Source organism: Flavobacterium granuli, assembly GCF_900129705.1.
In the GTDB taxonomy this organism is placed as follows: Bacteria; Bacteroidota; Bacteroidia; order Flavobacteriales; family Flavobacteriaceae; genus Flavobacterium; species Flavobacterium granuli.
Genome location: NZ_FQWO01000002.1, coordinates 409374 through 427344, shown reverse-complemented (window position 1 = coordinate 427344; position 17971 = coordinate 409374). Strand labels below are relative to the sequence as shown.

General features: G+C 34.4%; 15 protein-coding genes. 5 read left to right on the top strand and 10 right to left on the bottom strand.

Translation table 11 applies throughout. The features are described from left to right. Window position 1 precedes the first annotated feature (1 nt). From rnc to BUB25_RS04800, 4 genes are all read left to right on the top strand, one after another. Window positions 2-742: a ribonuclease III gene (gene rnc / locus BUB25_RS04815; RefSeq protein WP_072940831.1), complete on the top strand. Its 741-nt coding sequence runs from the start codon at window positions 2-4 to the stop codon at window positions 740-742. Between the two features lie 115 nt (window positions 743-857). Next, window positions 858-1346 (top strand): IPExxxVDY family protein, encoded by a 489-nt coding sequence (locus tag BUB25_RS04810; RefSeq protein WP_072941072.1) that lies wholly within the window; start codon window positions 858-860, stop codon window positions 1344-1346. A gap of 6 nt (window positions 1347-1352) precedes the next feature. Next, window positions 1353-2783 carry a pyruvate kinase gene (gene pyk, locus BUB25_RS04805; RefSeq protein ID WP_072940828.1) on the top strand — a complete coding sequence of 477 codons (1431 nt, stop codon included), beginning with the start codon at window positions 1353-1355 and terminating at the stop codon, window positions 2781-2783. A gap of 110 nt (window positions 2784-2893) precedes the next feature. Next, the gene (locus tag BUB25_RS04800; protein ID WP_072940824.1) at window positions 2894-3667 is read left to right on the top strand and encodes a Bax inhibitor-1/YccA family protein; all 774 of its coding nucleotides are present in this window, start codon (window positions 2894-2896) and stop codon (window positions 3665-3667) included. A gap of 63 nt (window positions 3668-3730) precedes the next feature. Here BUB25_RS04800 and dinB read toward each other — a convergent pair whose 3' ends face one another. Then, window positions 3731-4813, bottom strand: coding sequence for a DNA polymerase IV (gene dinB, locus BUB25_RS04795; protein WP_072940820.1), 1083 nt, complete (start codon window positions 4811-4813; stop codon window positions 3731-3733). A gap of 201 nt (window positions 4814-5014) precedes the next feature. On the opposite strand from dinB, the gene BUB25_RS04790 reads away from it, so the two are divergent. Further along, entirely contained in the window at window positions 5015-5485 is a 471-nt protein-coding gene (locus tag BUB25_RS04790) for a CYTH domain-containing protein (protein ID WP_072940817.1), read from the top strand. Here the strand turns inward: BUB25_RS04790 and BUB25_RS04785 are convergent, their stop codons facing one another. The 9 genes from BUB25_RS04785 to BUB25_RS04745 form a co-directional block, all read right to left on the bottom strand. Continuing rightward, window positions 5486-5989, bottom strand: coding sequence for a septal ring lytic transglycosylase RlpA family protein (locus tag BUB25_RS04785; protein ID WP_072940815.1), 504 nt, complete (start codon window positions 5987-5989; stop codon window positions 5486-5488). It lies immediately after the preceding gene. Between the two features lie 84 nt (window positions 5990-6073). Further along, complete coding sequence (locus BUB25_RS04780) at window positions 6074-6496, bottom strand: hypothetical protein (RefSeq protein WP_072940813.1); 423 nt, start codon at window positions 6494-6496, stop codon at window positions 6074-6076. A 97-nt stretch (window positions 6497-6593) separates the two neighbouring features. Then, window positions 6594-9839, bottom strand: coding sequence for a TonB-dependent receptor (locus BUB25_RS04775; protein ID WP_072940811.1), 3246 nt, complete (start codon window positions 9837-9839; stop codon window positions 6594-6596). A 312-nt stretch (window positions 9840-10151) separates the two neighbouring features. Further along, on the bottom strand, window positions 10152-11795 hold the full coding sequence (gene pgi, locus BUB25_RS04770; protein ID WP_072940807.1) for a glucose-6-phosphate isomerase: 1644 nt from the start codon (window positions 11793-11795) through the stop codon (window positions 10152-10154). A gap of 221 nt (window positions 11796-12016) precedes the next feature. Continuing rightward, entirely contained in the window at window positions 12017-13237 is a 1221-nt protein-coding gene (locus BUB25_RS04765) for a M23 family metallopeptidase (protein ID WP_072940804.1), read from the bottom strand. A gap of 25 nt (window positions 13238-13262) precedes the next feature. Next, complete coding sequence (locus BUB25_RS04760; RefSeq protein WP_072940801.1) at window positions 13263-14195, bottom strand: tryptophan 2,3-dioxygenase family protein; 933 nt, start codon at window positions 14193-14195, stop codon at window positions 13263-13265. Further along, on the bottom strand, window positions 14195-14965 hold the full coding sequence (locus BUB25_RS04755; RefSeq protein ID WP_072940798.1) for a DUF3108 domain-containing protein: 771 nt from the start codon (window positions 14963-14965) through the stop codon (window positions 14195-14197). The genes BUB25_RS04760 and BUB25_RS04755 overlap by 1 nt, the downstream gene beginning before the upstream one ends. Before the next feature lie 290 nt (window positions 14966-15255). Then, window positions 15256-16416 (bottom strand): 4-hydroxyphenylpyruvate dioxygenase, encoded by a 1161-nt coding sequence (hppD, locus tag BUB25_RS04750; protein ID WP_072940795.1) that lies wholly within the window; start codon window positions 16414-16416, stop codon window positions 15256-15258. A gap of 220 nt (window positions 16417-16636) precedes the next feature. After that, a complete protein-coding gene (locus tag BUB25_RS04745) occupies window positions 16637-17794 on the bottom strand; it encodes a homogentisate 1,2-dioxygenase (RefSeq protein WP_072940792.1) in 1158 nt (385 codons plus the stop codon). Between the last annotated feature and the right edge of the window lie 177 nt (window positions 17795-17971).

The following is a 17971-nucleotide window of genomic DNA, read 5'->3' as shown; positions in this document are numbered from 1 at the left end:
TATGGGTATATTAAGTAAAATATTTTCAAAATCCCGTTCTCAAGAAGACGGGATTTTTTTTGATTCTATCCACAAAATACTGGGTTTCCCCCCAAAAAATATCGATCATTATCGAAAAGCTTTTACACACCGCTCTTCTAACAAACTCAACGAGGAAGGAAACCCAATCAATTACGAACGCTTAGAATTTTTGGGAGACGCTATGCTAAGCGCTGTAATTGCAGCACACCTGTTCAACAAAGCACCGCTTGGTGACGAAGGCTACCTCACCAAGATGCGTTCGAAAATAGTAAGCAGGGAGCATCTGAATGAACTGGGTAAAGATTTAAATCTAATCCGATTTATCGAAAGTAAAGTTCCTGTTCAGCATTTTGGCGAAAACATTCACGGTAATATCTTTGAATCACTCATAGGTGCAATTTATCTGGATAAAGGCTATGACTTTTGTGAAAAATTTATTCAAAAAAGAGTAATCATCCCTTATGTAGACATTTCCAGATTAGAAGGAAAAGTGATCAGCTACAAAAGTCTCGTAATTGAATGGTGTCAAAAGGAGAAAAAAATATTTCACTACGATATTTTCGAGGATAACGCCATAGATGGCCAACGTTTATTTGGAGTCAAACTCAGTATTGATGATAAAGTAATTGCAAAAGCCAGGGCTACATCAAAAAAGAAAGCAGAAGAAAAAGCATCCCAACGCGCCTATTTTGCATTTCAACAAAAAATGGATAAGAAATAACACTAATTTCTTCAAAACTACAACGTTTTCGTTCATAAATTAACTAAATCATTACATTTTACCAGCCTAACACTTCGTTAGAAACACTATATTTACACCTTTATTTTTAATGAATATGGCTATTCATAAATTAGATCTTGGCGAATTTGACGAAATAGATTATCATCTGATTGCGATTCATACTTCATTAGAAGATTATCGATTGGCCTATTTCATCAATCAAAATCTTCCGATAAATTTAAGCAAGAGTAAGGATGAGATTCAAATCAACATAAAAGAAGGAGAAACAAATTTTTCCCGATTTTATTATTACGACTCTGAAAATGCCATTTCTTGGAATTTAATTCAAAATAAAAATGAGGTTTCTCAACAAAAAAAAGATGCTGACCAAAATCTATTCTCAGATTTAACTCAGGGAATTGCGACAAAAGTTTATTTACTCCCGGAATTTAAAAAAGCAGATTTCTTTTTAAAAATTGAAAACACCGACAATGCGATAGAAGTATCAAAAATAAAAACAATATTAAATACCATTGATAGTATATCTACAGTTTATACCGTAGACATCGATCAGATAAGATCAAAAAACAATTTAATTTTTTAAAATAAAATGATTACAAACAAAAAAACCAAAATTGTAGCCACACTGGGACCTGCATGTAGCACAAGAGAGACGATAAAAGACATGATTGATGCAGGTGTAAATGTGTTTAGAGTTAATTTTTCTCACGCAGACTATTCTGATGTTAAAGAGAAAATTAAAATCATAAGAGGACTTAACGAAGAGTACGGATATACAACAGCAATACTTGGTGATTTACAAGGACCTAAACTTCGCGTGGGAGTTATGAATGAAGGCGTTGTAGTTAATGACGGAGATTTAATCACTTTTACTACTGCCGAAGACATAATTGGTACAGCAGAAAAAGTATTCATGAAGTACAAAAACTTCCCTAATGATGTTAATCCAGGAGAAAGAATTTTATTAGACGACGGAAAACTTATTTTCGAAATTGTTGAAACTGATAAAAAAACCGAAGTAATTGCAAGAGTAATTCAAGGTGGAGAATTAAAATCTAAAAAAGGGGTAAATCTTCCTAACACTAAAATATCACTTCCTGCAATGACAGAAAAAGATATTGCAGACGCCATATTTGCCATAGAACAAAAGGTAGATTGGATCGCACTTTCTTTTGTGAAAACACCACAAGATTTAAAAGACTTGCAAGACTTAATTGCAGAACACTCTGAACATAAAATTCCTATTGTTGCGAAAATCGAAATGCCTGAAGCATTAGAAAACATGGACAAAATCGTAGCTTATTGCGATGGTTTGATGGTAGCACGTGGTGACCTAGGAGTTGAACTTCCTGCACATGAAGTACCATTAGTTCAAAAAGAATTGATTCGCAAAGCAAAAATGGCCCGTATTCCGGTTATTGTTGCTACGCAAATGATGGAAACCATGATTACAAGTCTTACTCCTACAAGAGCAGAGGTGAATGACGTAGCCAACTCGGTAATGGATGGTGCTGATGCAGTAATGCTTTCAGGAGAAACCGCTACTGGAAACTACCCGGTACAAGTAATTGAGAAAATGACACAAATCATTGAAGCAGTTGAAGATTCTCCGCTAATCCAAGTGCCTCAAAACACACCACAAATAAGAACAAAACGTTTTATCACTAAAACAATCTGTCGCCATGCCGCCATGATGGCCAATGCCATTCAAGCAAAAGCAATTTGTACTTTAACTAACAGTGGCTACACCGCTTTCCAAATTTCGGCTTGGAGACCTTCAGCTCACATTTTGGTATTTACATCAAACAAAAGAATCCTTACGCAACTAAGCTTATTATGGGGAGTAAAATCCTATTATTATGACAAAATAGTAAGTACCGATGATACTGTAACTGACGTAAATGAAATCGCTAAACAAAAAGGATATGTGACCAAAGGTGACTTCCTTATCAATCTTGCAGCAATGCCTATTAAAGAAAAAGGAATGGTAAACACCATGAGAGTTTCTGAAATTGAATAGCTAAGATTTTTAACAAATATTTAAACCGTCTCTTAATCATTTTAACGAGACGGTTTTTTTGTACTAATTTATTTTCATTTATCTTTGATAAAAAATTAATACCCTTCATTATGAATTTCGAATCAAAAAACCCTTTTTTAAACAATAAATCTTTTTCGGCAACATCTGCCACCAGAAAAGACGAAGTGCATCATGCTTCCATTATTGACTATAATCAGGAAATGACTTTGTCAGGAACCATCAATAAAACCTTATTATTGTTCCTCTTGCTTACGGCCTCAGCCATGGTAACTTGGTGGATGGCATTTAATGGCATCAACGCAATGATTCCAACTATTGGAGGCGCCATCGTAGGATTGATTCTAGTACTTATTTCAGCTTTCAAACCACAATATTCTTCCTATTTAGCTCCTGGCTATGCCTTATTTGAAGGCTTGTTCATAGGAGGAATCTCTGCTATTTTTGAAGCCATGTATCCCGGAATTGTGATACAGGCAGTTGGAGCTACTTTTGTAACATTTGCGGTTTGTTTAGGTTTGTATAAATTTAAAATAGTAAAAGTAACAGAACAGTTTAAATCTGTTGTTGTGGCAGCAACACTTGCTATAGCGACTTACTATTTAATCTCTTGGATTGTTTCCATGTTTACTAGCTTTCAACCTGTACACCATGGCAACTCAATGATGAGTGTAGGAATCAGTGTATTTGTAATTATAATAGCCGCTTTGAACTTATTCCTTGATTTTGACAGAATAGAAAAAGGAGTTCAAGAAAAAATGCCTAAATACATGGAATGGTTTGCTGCTATGGGCTTAATGATTACTTTAGTTTGGTTGTATATCGAATTCTTACGATTGCTTTCTAAACTGTCCAGCAAAGACTAATTTCTTTTAAAACATACTTTTATTACTAAACCTTTCTTTCTTAGAAGGGTTTTGTTTTTTTAATTAAAAAGCAAACTTCAATTGCACGACAACTGCTTTTTTTACCTCGGTATTCAAATTACTCATCGATATCCCCAGCAGACGAACTGAATCTTTCATCCGTTCCTGATACAAAAGTTCTTTGACGGTTTCAAAAATTAATCCTTTATCCGAAATAAAATACGGCAGGGTTTTACTTCTGGTTTGCTGACTAAAGTCGCTGTATTTAATTTTTAAGGTAACCGTTTTTCCGGAAACACGGTGCTTTTTAAGTCTTCTTTCTAAAGTATTTGCAATTTTTTCCAATTGCTCAGCCATAAATATTTCCGAAGAAAGATTAACATCAAAAGTATGTTCAGCCGCAACTGATTTTGTAATTCTGTCCGACTTGACTTCGCTATTATGAATTCCACGAACGACATTGTAATAGAAACTTCCGGATTTTCCAAAATGCTTCTCCAGAAATTCCTGTGATTTACTTTTTAATTCCAAACCGCTAAAAATGCCCAATTGGTACATTTTTTCGGTCGTAACCTTACCAACACCATAAAATTTGCAAATAGGTAATTCTTCCAAAAAAGCGATTACTTCATCCGGATTGACAGTCTTTTGACCGTTGGGTTTGTTGTAATCACTGGCGATTTTGGCCACAAACTTATTGATTGATATTCCAGCCGAGGCCGTCAAACCAAGCTCGTTAAAAATTCGTGTTCGAATCTCTTCGGCCAACAAGCTGGCACTGGGATTCCCCTTTTTATTTTGAGTCACATCCAGATAAGCTTCATCAAGTGAAAGCGGCTCCACCAAATCAGTATAGTCTCGAAAAATTTTATGAATTTTAGCCGAAATCTCTTTGTAACGATCAAATCTGGGACTAACAAAAATCAGTTCCGGGCAATATTTCTTGGCCAAAACACCACTAATCGCACTTCTGACGCCAAATTTTCGAGCCTCATAACTTGCTGCCGAAACTACACCTCGATTTTCTGAACCGCCTACGGCAATAGGCTTGCCACGCAACTCTGGATTATCCATTTGCTCCACCGAAGCATAGAAAGCATCCATGTCAATGTGTATGATTTTCCTATTGCTATTCATTTCGTTCATAGTACAAATTTAAACTGCTTTTACATAAAATCAGGGTCCTTGAAGTTAAAATATTTGATACATTTGAACATCGCAATTAGCCCAGATGGAAGCGGCATCCTTTCTTGTCCAGAACTTGTTTCAGGACTCTAAAATAAGTTCCGGACAAGAAAGATATAGCAGACAGCTGGAAATAGCTCCAAACAAAAAATACCATACGAAATGATAGAAATAGAACGCAAATTCCTGGTTACTTCAGACCAATTTAAAAAAGAAGCCTTCTCTCAGAATCGAATTAAGCAAGGTTATTTGAGCGCTGTTCCGGAACGAACAGTTCGCGTAAGAATAAAGGGAAACAAGGCTTATATAACCATAAAAGGCAGCTCAAACGAATCAGGCATGTCCCGTTTTGAATGGGAAAAGGAAATCCCAGTTGACGAAGCCGAAAAATTATTGCTTTTATGCGAAAAAGGCATCATTGACAAAACCCGTTTTGAGGTAAAAGTAGGCAGCCACACTTATGAAGTAGACGAGTTTTATGGTGAGAACCAAGGCCTGATTATGGCCGAAATAGAACTAGGATCAGAAACTGAAGTTTTTGAAAAACCGCACTGGCTTGGAACCGAAGTCACCAACGACAAGCGTTATTACAATTCTTATTTGAGCATAAGTCCCTTCGGCACTTGGCAATAATTATTTAACAATCTCTTCGATAGTCACTGTCATCGCTCCACTTCCTTTGTTATTGGCAATTTCCATGAAGGCTTTTCTTGACAAATCAATTTCTCTTGCCTTCACAAATGGACCTCTATCGTTAACTTCTACTATTACTGATTTCCCATTAATCTGATTGGTCACTTTTAATTTGGTTCCAAAAGGAAATTTTTTATGCGCCGCAGTATATTTTTCTTTATTGTATTTTATACCACTGGTTGTATTTCGACCATGAAATTTATCAGCGTAATAAGACGCATGAGCATTTTTTTTATAAAATTTTAATTTTAGTATTTCTTTTTCTTCTGCCAAAGTGTCCTTGACAATTTGCTGTTGAACAATAAGAGACTTATTCTTTTTGACCGTATCCTTTTGAACAGCTGTTTTTGACAAGCTTACTTTTATTTTATCTGCAATTGTGCTTTGACTGCTAGCAAAACCAACTATTGACAGTAAAAAAAATAAGGTAATTGATTTTCTCATTTGTAACTTTTTATTTGGACTCCATCTGTACAAAAACTGTACCTAGATAAAAAAAGTCCTATTTCTAGGACTTTTTACAATTTATTATAACCACATTGACCATGGAATTCTACTTAAAATAAGTACTAATCCCAAACCATAAAAGATGGTAAATGTTTTAAATTTTGATTCAGATGTTGCTAATTTTTTATGTTTAGACCATCCAATGGTGATTAAAGCAATTGCAATAATATTAATTAATGGATGCTCCATTGATGTTAATCGTAGCATTTTATCTGACATTTGTCCAAGAGAAGCTAAGCCAAGAGGGGAAACAAAATACAGAATCAATCCAACTAATAATTGAGTATGTATTCCTATCAATCCGAAAAGGGCAATTTTTCTGTCTTTGGCAGTAAATTCTTTTTTAGACACTAAACCGATTACCGAGTTAACCACTGCAATTACTAATACTAAAAGAGCCAGATAAGCCCAGCCAGAATGAAACTTTTGAATAAATTCGTACATAAATTATATATTTTTAAAAACAAATATAAGAAAAAAAGGTATAAAAAAACCCTCAGTTCAATTAGAAATGAGGGTTTTTTTTTATGTTAAACAGATATTAGTTAAAAGTATAACGAACACCAACTTGCATTTGCCATCTTGAAGAATTCAATCCAACATCATCAACTTGATTAATAGTATTTCCTACAGTAGGATTATAACTAAATGTTGGGGTATTTGTACCCGCTAAGAATCCAACTTGTTGAAGTAACTGTACTTGATCAAAACTTGTGAAATATCTTTTCCCCCAATTTTTATTCAAAAGATTTGTAAAGTTGAACACATCCGCTGTGAATTCCAACGTGTGTTTCTTCTTACCAGAATTAATTGTAAATTCTTGAGCTAATTTTAAATCAACAACATGACTCGTTTTTAAACGATCTCCATTACGCTCAGCATAGGTACCTTTTTTACCTTTTAAATATTCATTTCCTTCAATAAAAGCACTAAGAGCATCCCATTGTTGTTGAGGAGTTAAAGTATTAGAAGAAGTAGAAACTAAATTAATTTCACTTTGACTAGCTGGAACGTAAATCAATGCTGAATTAGAGAACGTATCTTGTAACAAACGACCACTATCATTATATACATAGCTTATCGGTGTTCCTTGAGCACCTTCATAAAACACTCCGATTCTTGTTTTTGTAAAATCACTCCACTTCAATGTTGCATTACCATTAGAGATAATTCTTCTTCCTTGGTCAAAATCAGACCTTGAAAGTTTCAAAGAATTAGCTCCATTAACTGTTTCCGTATTATTCCATTGTGAACTGTTTTGAGATGAAGTAGCATCCAATAAAACAGTAGATTTACCATAAGAATAGGTCCCAGAAATATTTGCGTCAATAAAATTAGATCTGAAATTCTTAGTCAATGTAAAAGCAATATTATGAGCTTTACCTTCATCAGTATTTGAAGCCAAATAAACTCCCAAATAAGTAGGATCTACTCTGCTATTCCCATTATAACGTGGTCTTGTATCAGCTCCAGTCAAATTACTAGACGCAGCTTTAATATTCAAATTTTCATATGTAATGGCACTGATATTGTCATTATATGTAATCTCCGAAGTGAAAACAAAACCTAATGGTAATTTTTGATCCACAGCAAAACTAGCTTTAAACACTTGCGGTAATTTAAAATCTTTTGCGAATAAGTCAATATTCCCACCTTTTCCTCCAGAACCCGGCAGTGGCCCTAAAGCAACCGACCCATTCATAATTTGACTAGCAACACTTGGATTCGGGTTAAATACTGGCATTTGAGCAGCCGTTGTAATCGAAATAGCTCCTTGAGAAATACCATTGTTATTATAAGTACCTCCTGGCCAAACTAATGGCAATCTAGAAGTAAATATTCCTAATCCACCTCTGAACTGAGTACTTCTGTTTCCGTTAAGATCATAATTAAATCCTAAACGCGGCGCTATATGAGCAGAATTTCTGATTCCTTGCCCAACAGTCGCTCCTTTTAAATCTTTACCAGCTGCTTGTAACAACCCTATTGTTCTGTTATTAAAATCATTATTTACTAAACCATCTTCCCAAACCGGAATATCAACTCTTACTCCATAAGAAAGTTTAAAATTAGAACTCACTTTCATATCATTTTGGATATAAAACCCAAACTGCTTAGTCCCAAACTCCGCTGCACCTTGGGAATTATCTCCTTCTCCTCCAATTAAAGAATAGTTCATTTGAAACCTATTTGGTTTTCTCCCCAATAAGAAGTCATCTAAGGAAGCATATCTATAAGACCCGAAATTATTACCAAAGAAAACATTTCTTGATTTCGAAAATTCATTATGAGTACCAATAGTAATTTTACTAATACCTGCATTAATTTCAAAATTATCTGAAATTGTCAAAACTTTTTGATCTAACAAGTTTGCTGTCGAAAAACCTTCTGCACCAAAGTAAATACTTTGATTTGCACCGTCAAAAATCTGAACGGATGGAAATGGATCTCCGGAAGCATTTCTATCATCAAAAACGCTAGTATAAGCAACAACTAAATTATTCGAAAATTTATTTCCAAATCGTGAATTCAACTCTAAAGCAGTAGAATTAGTAGTAGAATTAAACAACTGACTTCCATTAATAAAACTTATAGATGTAGCCGAAGATCTGCTTGGCGAAAAATTCTCTGCTTTTACATAACTATGCTTCAACGATAATTTATGATTATCATTGATATTCCAGTCAATTTTACCAATTAATTTATCACTTTTAAGTGTTCTAACATTGTTTTCAAATGAACCTGGATTATAGCCATAACTATCTAGTTTAGTTCTTAACTCCCCTAATCTATTTGCTGACAATCCAGTATATGTACTTAATTCAAAAGGCTGTGGAGTTTGATTGTCTTGTCTCTCATAGTTAATGAAATAAAACAATTTATCCTGTACAATAGCCCCACCAGCACGAACTCCATAAGTCTGAGCCGAGAAATCAGCTAATTTTGTTCTTGGACTTGTTCCTGCTAAAGAAGGAGGCGTTTTACCTGCTAAAGATTGGTCTCTGTTAAAGAAATAAGCCGAACCTTCAAAATTATTTGTTCCTGAACGTGTAATCGCACTAATTGCCCCACCAGCAAAACCAGAAAGCTTTACGTCATAAGGAGCAACACTAACCTGAAATTGCTCAATAGCATCAACAGATATTGGGCTAACCCCAGTTTGCCCTCCGTTTGTACCATTAGCAGCTAATCCAAAAACGTCATTACTAACAGCACCATCAATATAGATTGCATTAAATCTATTGTTTTGGCCACCTATTGAAAGAACATCATCCCCTCTTAATTGAGCTTGCGGTGTTAATCTAGCAAAATCTGAAATATTTCTAGACAAAGAAGGCAATGCTTTAATTTTATCTGAATTGATTACTGTTTGCGCGCCTGTTCTTTGTGAATTGAAAGTATTATCCCTTGATACCTTAACAACAACTTCTTGCAATTCATTTGAATCATCTTTCAATACCACTTTAAAATCTTTTGACTCGCCTAACTGAAGGTAAACGTCGTTAAATTCAGACGTCTTAAAGCCAATAAAAGTTACCGCAATTTTATAAGGACCTCCAACTCTCATATTAGAAATTCTAAAACCACCATTAAAATCAGCTGAAGCAGTATAGCGCGTTCCTGACGGTGTGTGGATTGCAAGAACCGAGGCTCCTGGTAATGATTGCCCTAAATTGTCATAAACACCTCCACTAACGGAAGAGGTTGTATTACCCTGAGCATAAATACTGGAATCTGCACAAATAAATGCAATCAGTATTAAAAACAACTTTAATAATTTTTTCATGATGTTGTGATTATTATTTTTGGCAAAATTATAACATTTCAACTACAAAATGTTACCGTAATGTTAATAAAAGCATAATTTAAAAACAACTCCCGATTACTAAAAAAAATAAAACTCATTTTTTTACACAAAAAAATGAGTTTTATTAAATATTTTATGATTTTAATGTCACATTATTCAATAAATCGAAATAATTATGATCTGAAAAATATTCCCAAAAAAATAAAAATAGTTCATCAACTCCTAAAAACACAAAACCCTGACTTAAAAAATCAAGGTTTTAGATAAAAATCTATTAAAAAAAGTATCTGTCTATTTATGACTCAAGAAATAATTCAACAAATAAGTTGTTGAACTATCATGAGTTTTCACGTCTCCTGTATTTATCTCTTCCAAGATCGAATTCGCTAATTGTTTTCCTAACTCTACTCCCCATTGATCGTAACTAAAAATATTCCAAAGAATCCCCTGAACAAAAATCTTATGCTCATAAAGCGCAATTAAGGATCCTAAAGATTTTGGGGTCAATTTTTCAATAAGAATAGTATTTGTTGGCTTGTTCCCTGCAAAAACTTTAAACGGTAAAAGAAACTTTGCCTTAGCCGCATCAAGTCCTTGTTGATCAAATTCAGACTGAACCTGAGCACTAGTCTTACCATGCAACAACGCTTCTGTTTGAGCAAAAAAGTTAGACATCAATTTATTATGATGATCTGTATCTCCATATAGTGGTTTTACAAATCCAATAAAATCAGAAGGAATCAATTTAGTCCCTTGATGAATTAATTGAAAAAAAGCATGCTGAGAATTGGTTCCTGGCTCTCCCCAAATAATAGTCCCGGTTTGATAATCAACCGGCTTACCATCGCGACCTACACTTTTACCATTACTCTCCATTGTACCTTGCTGTAAATAAGGTGCTAATTTTTGCAAATACTGAGTATAAGGAATCAATGCTTCACTTTCGGCTCCGAAAAAATTATTGTACCAAATGCTTAGTAAAGCGAGAATCACTGGCATATTTTTATCAAAATCAGTTGTCTTGAAATGCTCATCCATTTCATTTGCCCCATTTAATAATTCATCAAAATTATCATAACCAACCGCTAAACTTATTGTTAATCCTACAGCGCTCCATAAAGAAAATCGTCCTCCAACCCAATCCCACATAGGAAACACATTATCGGGATTAATTCCAAACTCAGTTACTTTTTGCATATTAGTAGAAACTGCCACAAAATGCTTTGCTACATCTTCCTGTGTTGCTGATTGCAAAAACCACTTTCTAATCGTTTCAGAGTTTGTCAAAGTTTCCTGAGTGGTAAATGTTTTTGAAACAATTACAAAAAGAGTGGTCTCGGGATTCAACTTTTTAATAATTTCATTTACATGATCCCCATCCACGTTTGAAACAAAATGAACATTTAAATGATTCTTATAAAACTGTAAGGCTTCAACAACCATCGCCGGACCTAAGTCAGAACCTCCAATACCAATGTTCACAACATCCGTGAAAGCCTTTCCTGTATACCCTGTCTTTAAACCAGAAGTTACATCATTAGTAAATGCTTTTATTTTTCTTCTTACATCATAAACTTCAGGAACAACATTTTGACCATTCACATTGATAACAGCGGTTTCTTTTGCTCTCAACGCCGTATGTAGCACAGCTCTATTTTCGGTCTGATTAATTATTCCTCCTTCAAAATATTCATTTATCGCATTCTTAAGCCCCAGTTCTTTTGTCAATTCAAGCAACAATTCCAATGTTTCTTTATTGACGATATTTTTAGAATAATCAATTAAAAAATCATTCCATTTTAAGTTAAACTTTTCGACTCTTGAAGCATCGGTTTGAAACATTTGCTGCATTGTTGCTTTTTGCATTTCTTCATAATGCTCTTGTAGTTTTTTCCAAGCTGCTGTTTCTGTCGGTTTTTTTATATCTAAAGCCATTTATAGTAGGATTATAGTAATTATTTATTTGAATGTCAAAAATACTGAAATTAGCATTAACCGCTAAAGCATTTTTAATTATAACCAAATAATGAAAAAAAGCTTATCATAACAAAATTATAGACAAAAAAAGAACGGAATGCTATCAATTTAATAGCATTCCGTTCTTTTTAATTTATTTTTAGAATTTTCGAAAACCAAAAAAAATAACAGATCAATAATTACAAATTAGCAACACTGTCCAATTCAAACTTTAAAGGTTCTATCTTTTTCAAAAAAAGTTCCTTGTTTTTACCTACCATCGGTTCTCCGCTTGGCAAATTAAGTCTTAAAGCATCGACTTGCACCCCATTCTTCCAGAATCGGTAGCACACATGTGGACCCGTAGCCAAACCTGTACTTCCTACCCTACCAATGACATCTCCCTGATTAACACGTTGTCCGCGTCGCACCAAAATTTTAGACATATGTAAATACTGAGTAGAATAAGTCCCGTTGTGCTTTACTTTAACATAATTCCCATTACCAGCAGTATAACCTGTTTTTTCTACAATCCCAGATGCTGTAGTAGAAATAGGTGTTCCAGTTGGAGCTGCATAGTCAGTCCCTTTATGAGCCTTCCATCTTTTTTGAACGGGATGAAAACGGTTCATTGAAAATCGAGAAGTTAATCTACTAAATTTTATAGGTGTTTTGAGGAAGAAATTTTTTAGTGTTTTTCCTTCTTCATCATAATATTCAATTTTTCCTGACGAAGGATCCTGAGCAAAAGGGAAGGCATAAATAATTTTTCCTTTATATTCAAAAAAAGAAGCTTCCAAATCCTCAACTCCATCATAAACAGAATCATTGATAAACCTTTCGGTGAAAGTAATTGCAAATCTGTCGCCTTTTTTTAACTTGAAAAAGTCAATAGACCAAGAATATATTTTTGTAATTCGACTCGCCAAAGCAGCCTCAACACCTGAATTCCCAAGGGTTTCCGACAAAGATCCTTTCAAAACTCCCCCTATAGTTCTTCGTTTGATTGTTACAGGTCTTGTCTTTTTATAAGCCACTACCGCACTGTCTCTAAAATCAATAACATAATAACTCAACGCATCCGGCTGGTATATAAAAGCTTGTACTTTATTGTTTTTATCCTTATTCCTAAGAATTGTATAGGCTTTATTAGGTCGAATTGACCTCACATTAAAAGTATCCTTTACACTTTGTACAATCTCAAATATTCTGCGATCACCAATATTTTGTTTATCTAAGATGGTTCCAAAAGTATCTCCTTTTTTTATCGTATCCTGTACCACATTAAAATCAGAAAAATTGAATCCGAAATCAGATTTTTCCACAACAACTTTAATGGGCTTTACAGCAAGTTCCTTTTCGGATTTTTTGCACGATAATACAGACGAAACTATTAAAATAAATACCAATACTTTTTTCAAACTTCACTTCTTTTTTTAATTCAACCTATTTTTCCACACCCCAATTTGCTAATTCCTCTGCATTCCAGAGTTCAGGAAAAAAAATTCTTCTTTGGTGTTTTGGATGCATGTATTTTTTCCAATCACTTCCTCCGGTAGCCTCGCCAGTACCTTGTCCGTTATCTATGTATTTTCTAGCAGCATTCAAATGTCCCATAACCCACGTAATATTTACAGTATGATCAAAATGACGCATGGCTTGTATCAATTCTGGATTTTTTTGATCTACCTCCGGAAGTTGTTTAAACTTTTGCCAAATATTTATGGTATTATATTCCTCCATATGTCTCAAGAAAACCCCTTTGTATTTTCTTTCAAACTCTTCTAACAAAAAGGATTTTTTACCCGTTTGATAATCTTTGCCAGCTGCCTGCCAATACAAATGCTCAAAGGCATGCTCATAAGGCGTATTTCTATCAATAGAATTTCTATAACGGTGGTCAATAAGGTTTATCAAATCTGTTGAAGAAAATTCAATTAAGCGGTATTGGGCACTTTGAAAACCAGAAGCAGGAGTCAATGTGTTTCTAAATTTCAGATACTGATCTACTTCCATTCCGTCGCCCATTATGTCAAAAGAAGTAGTTAACATATCAAAATAGCGACTGATTCTAGTCAATCTTTCGGTAAAAAAATCAGTTTTAATATCCTGAGAATACGAAATCTGATGCATCTCCCAAAGAATCATTTTAAACATCAGCTCATTGACCTGATGGTACATAATAAAAACCATTTCATCAGGAAGAGTTGTTCTTTGAATTTGCAGATTTAGCAAAGCATCTGTTTGAATGTAATCCCAATAAGTAATGGGCTTAGACCAAAGTAATCCTTCAAGATGCGTTTCTGTTTTTTGATTTATAGATTCGTATTTAAGCTCTATTTGCTTTAAAATAGCTTCTGTATTCTCACTAATATTCATTACATTTTTATTTTAAACGGATTGTTTAGGCCTTTAAATGCATCCAAATCTGCTTTAATTGAACCTACGGCCAGATCCGCTTTTATTCGAACGGGCAATCTATTGCCATCGTCTGAAATCCAAACTGTTAAACTTTCTTGTTCTTTAAAAACACGTCCTGACTGGACCAAAGGCCTGAAGACCATCGAAGACACAACGCCAAATTTAGTTGTAATATCTTCACGACCTATAAATTTTAACTTAAATTTTGTGGTTTCGCCGTCAAAAAACATGTCAATTGCAATGAATTCGCCCAATTTAATTTTATCAATGCCCGGATAATTACGTAAGTAATAAAAAGCTGACAGAATATCCTGAGTGTTTTTTGGAACCGTAAAAGTGTTTTCGCTTTTATTTTTATAGTCTTTTACAAGAACCTTATTAGCAGCGTGATTAAAAAAACCTTCTTGATTCTTTGTATATCCTCCTTCGTTGATTTTTCTAACAAATTGATATGGATTTCCAGAATCCTTGTCTATATAGCTTTCGTATAAATCATCAACTTTAAAAAAGAATCGGGACACTCCAGTAGTATAGCCTTTCCCAATGACACGAAAAGCTTTTTTATTATTTACAACCGCATCTTTTACTTCCAGCGTAGCAAAACCGGCATTTATAAATCCATAATGAATACGAAACTTAAACCATTCTCCAGTATCATATGCTTCATCACTTCGAGAATCAAAACCTACGGTTAATATCAATATCAAGAATAGTATTATTTTTTTCATAATTTACTTTGTCTATTTATTGAGAGAATAGCAAATTTAGTTCCAAAATATATCAAAACAAAAAAACTCAGTCAAATAATGACTGAGTTTTCATGCTATTAACTAACCAAAAAACTATAAATTATGAAATTTATATCAATTCGGAAGGAAACCACCCCTTCCATTTTGCGAGTGCAAAGGTAGCCAATAAATCAAGTTATTTTTTCTAAAAATAAAGTTTAACACAACATTTACCAAACAACTCGCCAACATTTGCTTATTTTTTCACATAATGTAAAAAAAAAACTTTTTTACAGCGTTCCTCGCAATTGTTGTTCTCTTTCTATAGATTCAAATAGGGCTTTAAAATTCCCAGCACCAAAACCTTTAGCTCCCATTCTTTGAATAATTTCAAAGAATAAAGTCGGCCTGTCTTGTACAGGCTTTGTAAATATTTGCAGCAAATAGCCTTCTTCATCTGCATCAACCATAATCGCTAACTTTTCAATTTCATTTAAATCCTCTTTCATCATTTTCATGTGCTCTCCTAATCGTTCCGGGATTGCCTCATAATAAGTATGCGGTGGTGCTGATAAAAATTCAACTCCGCGTGCTTTCAGTTGTGATACCGTTTTAATGATATCATCTGTAGCAATGGCAATGTGCTGAATTCCAGGACCGCCATAAAAATCAAGATATTCTTCAATTTGCGATTTTTTCTTTCCTTCGGCAGGTTCATTGATCGGGAATTTAATACGTCCGTTACCATTTGACATTACCTTACTCATCAAAGCAGAATACTCCGTATTGATTTGTTTATCATCAAAAGAAAGGAAGTTCACAAATCCCATTACGTCTTCATAAAACTTTACCCAAGTATTCATCTCATTCCAGCCTACATTCCCTACCATATGATCTATATATTTTAGACCCGTTGGTTCCGGATTATAATCTGATTTCCATTCCTTATATCCAGGCAAGAAAACTCCATTGTAATTTTTTCTTTCTACAAAAATATGAACGGTTTCTCCATAGGTATAAATCCCGGAACGTACTACTTCACCAAACTCATCTTTTTCAACAGTAGGCTCCATAAAAGAACGGGCTCCACGTTTCATAGTTTCTTCATAAGCACTCGTTGCATCTTCCACCCAAAGTGCAGCCACTTTTACCCCGTCACCATGTTTTCTCAAATGTTCGTTTATAGGAGAATCCTGAGTTAATGGCGTAGTCAACACAATGCGAATCTTATCTTGTTTCAACACATAAGATGTCCTGTCCTTTATTCCTGTTTCTAATCCGGCATAAGCCAACGACTGATAACCAAAAGCCGTTTTATAATAATGTGCCGATTGTTTTGCATTTCCTACGTAGAATTCTACATAATCCGTTCCTAATAAAGGAAGGAAATCTTGTGCTCCTTCAAATATTTTTTCTAGTCCGTATTCTACTGATTTTACTTCTTTTGCCATTGTTTTATTGTTTTGAATCGGAAGTGCTTATAATTTCCGAAAATGTTGTTGATTGTTCTAAAGCCTAGCCCTGATAGCAGTGAAAATCCTTTATATTCCTGAATTTGTTTCAGGATTATAAAGATTGCAACGGATAGCAGGAATAGCTCCTAATTATTTTTAAATATAAGACCTCTAAAATGTGATACACTAAGTGAAATTGCTTTGTTCCTCGCAATGACTACTCTACCCAAGATTTATAGTACTGTCCATCGTCTAGTCCCATTGCTTCTTCAGTAACCATCAGCGGACGAAAGGTATCGACCATAACTGCCAATTCGTGGGTTATCGTCTGACCAATACTTCGTTCCATTGCTCCGGGTGCCGGTCCGTGTGGAATTCCTTTTGGATGCAAAGTAATATGACCTTGCTCAATATTATTGCGACTCATGAAGTCACCATCTACATAATACAAAACCTCGTCACTATCAATATTGCTGTGATTATAAGGCGCCGGGATTGCTTTTGGATGGTAATCGTACAATCGTGGAACGAAAGAACAAACCACAAAAGCAGCTGTTTCAAATGTCTGATGAACCGGTGGCGGTTGATGAACGCGTCCTGTTATAGGCTCGAAATTATGAATACTGAATCCATAAGGAAAGTTATATCCATCCCAACCTACTACGTCAAAAGGATGCGTTGCATACACGACTTCATGCATCATTCCTTCTTTTTTTATTTTGATCAGAAAATCCCCTTTTTCGTCATGCGTTTCCAATTCATTTGGCAAAATAAAATCGCGTTCACAAAATGGAGCATGCTCTAGATGCTGCCCTGACTCATTTTTATAACGTTTTGGAGTGTAAAACGGAGCGAAAGACTCTACGTAGAAAAGTCTGTTTTCTGAAGTTTCAAAATCTATTTGATAAATCATCCCGCGTGGAATAATCAAATAATCACCGTATTCAAATGGAATATTTCCCATCATCGTGCGCAATTTCCCTTTTCCTTTGTGAATGAAAATCATTTCATCGGCATCGGCATTTTTATAGAAATAATCCCGCAAAGATTGTTTGGGTGCGGCTAATCCTATTACACAGTCTTTATTGACCAGCATTGCTTTTCGGCTGTCCAGAAAATCATCTTCAGCTTTTAATTCAAACCCTTTTAGCAATAAGGATTTTATATTTTTCCCAATCGCAATTTTAGGCTCAACTGAATATGATTTGGTAATTTCTTTAATTTGTGTTGGTCTGTGTACATGGTAAAGCAAAGAAGAATGACCGTGAAAACCCTCTGTTCCAAAAAGTTGTTCGTAATACAAACCCCCATTGGGTTTTTCAAATTGTGTGTGTCTTTTTTGGGGAAAACTCCCTAATTTATGATATAAAGGCATGTTTTTTCTGTTTAAAAGTTAAAGACAGAAAGCTCGTTTTCTTACAAAACCAAGCTTTCGAATTAAATCAAAAAAACACCTACTTTACTCTGGATTCCTCTTGATAAGAAATTGCAGATATCCTAATAAACCGCTCCAAGTTGTTTTCATGATAACAAATATCGGAATTTTTATTAA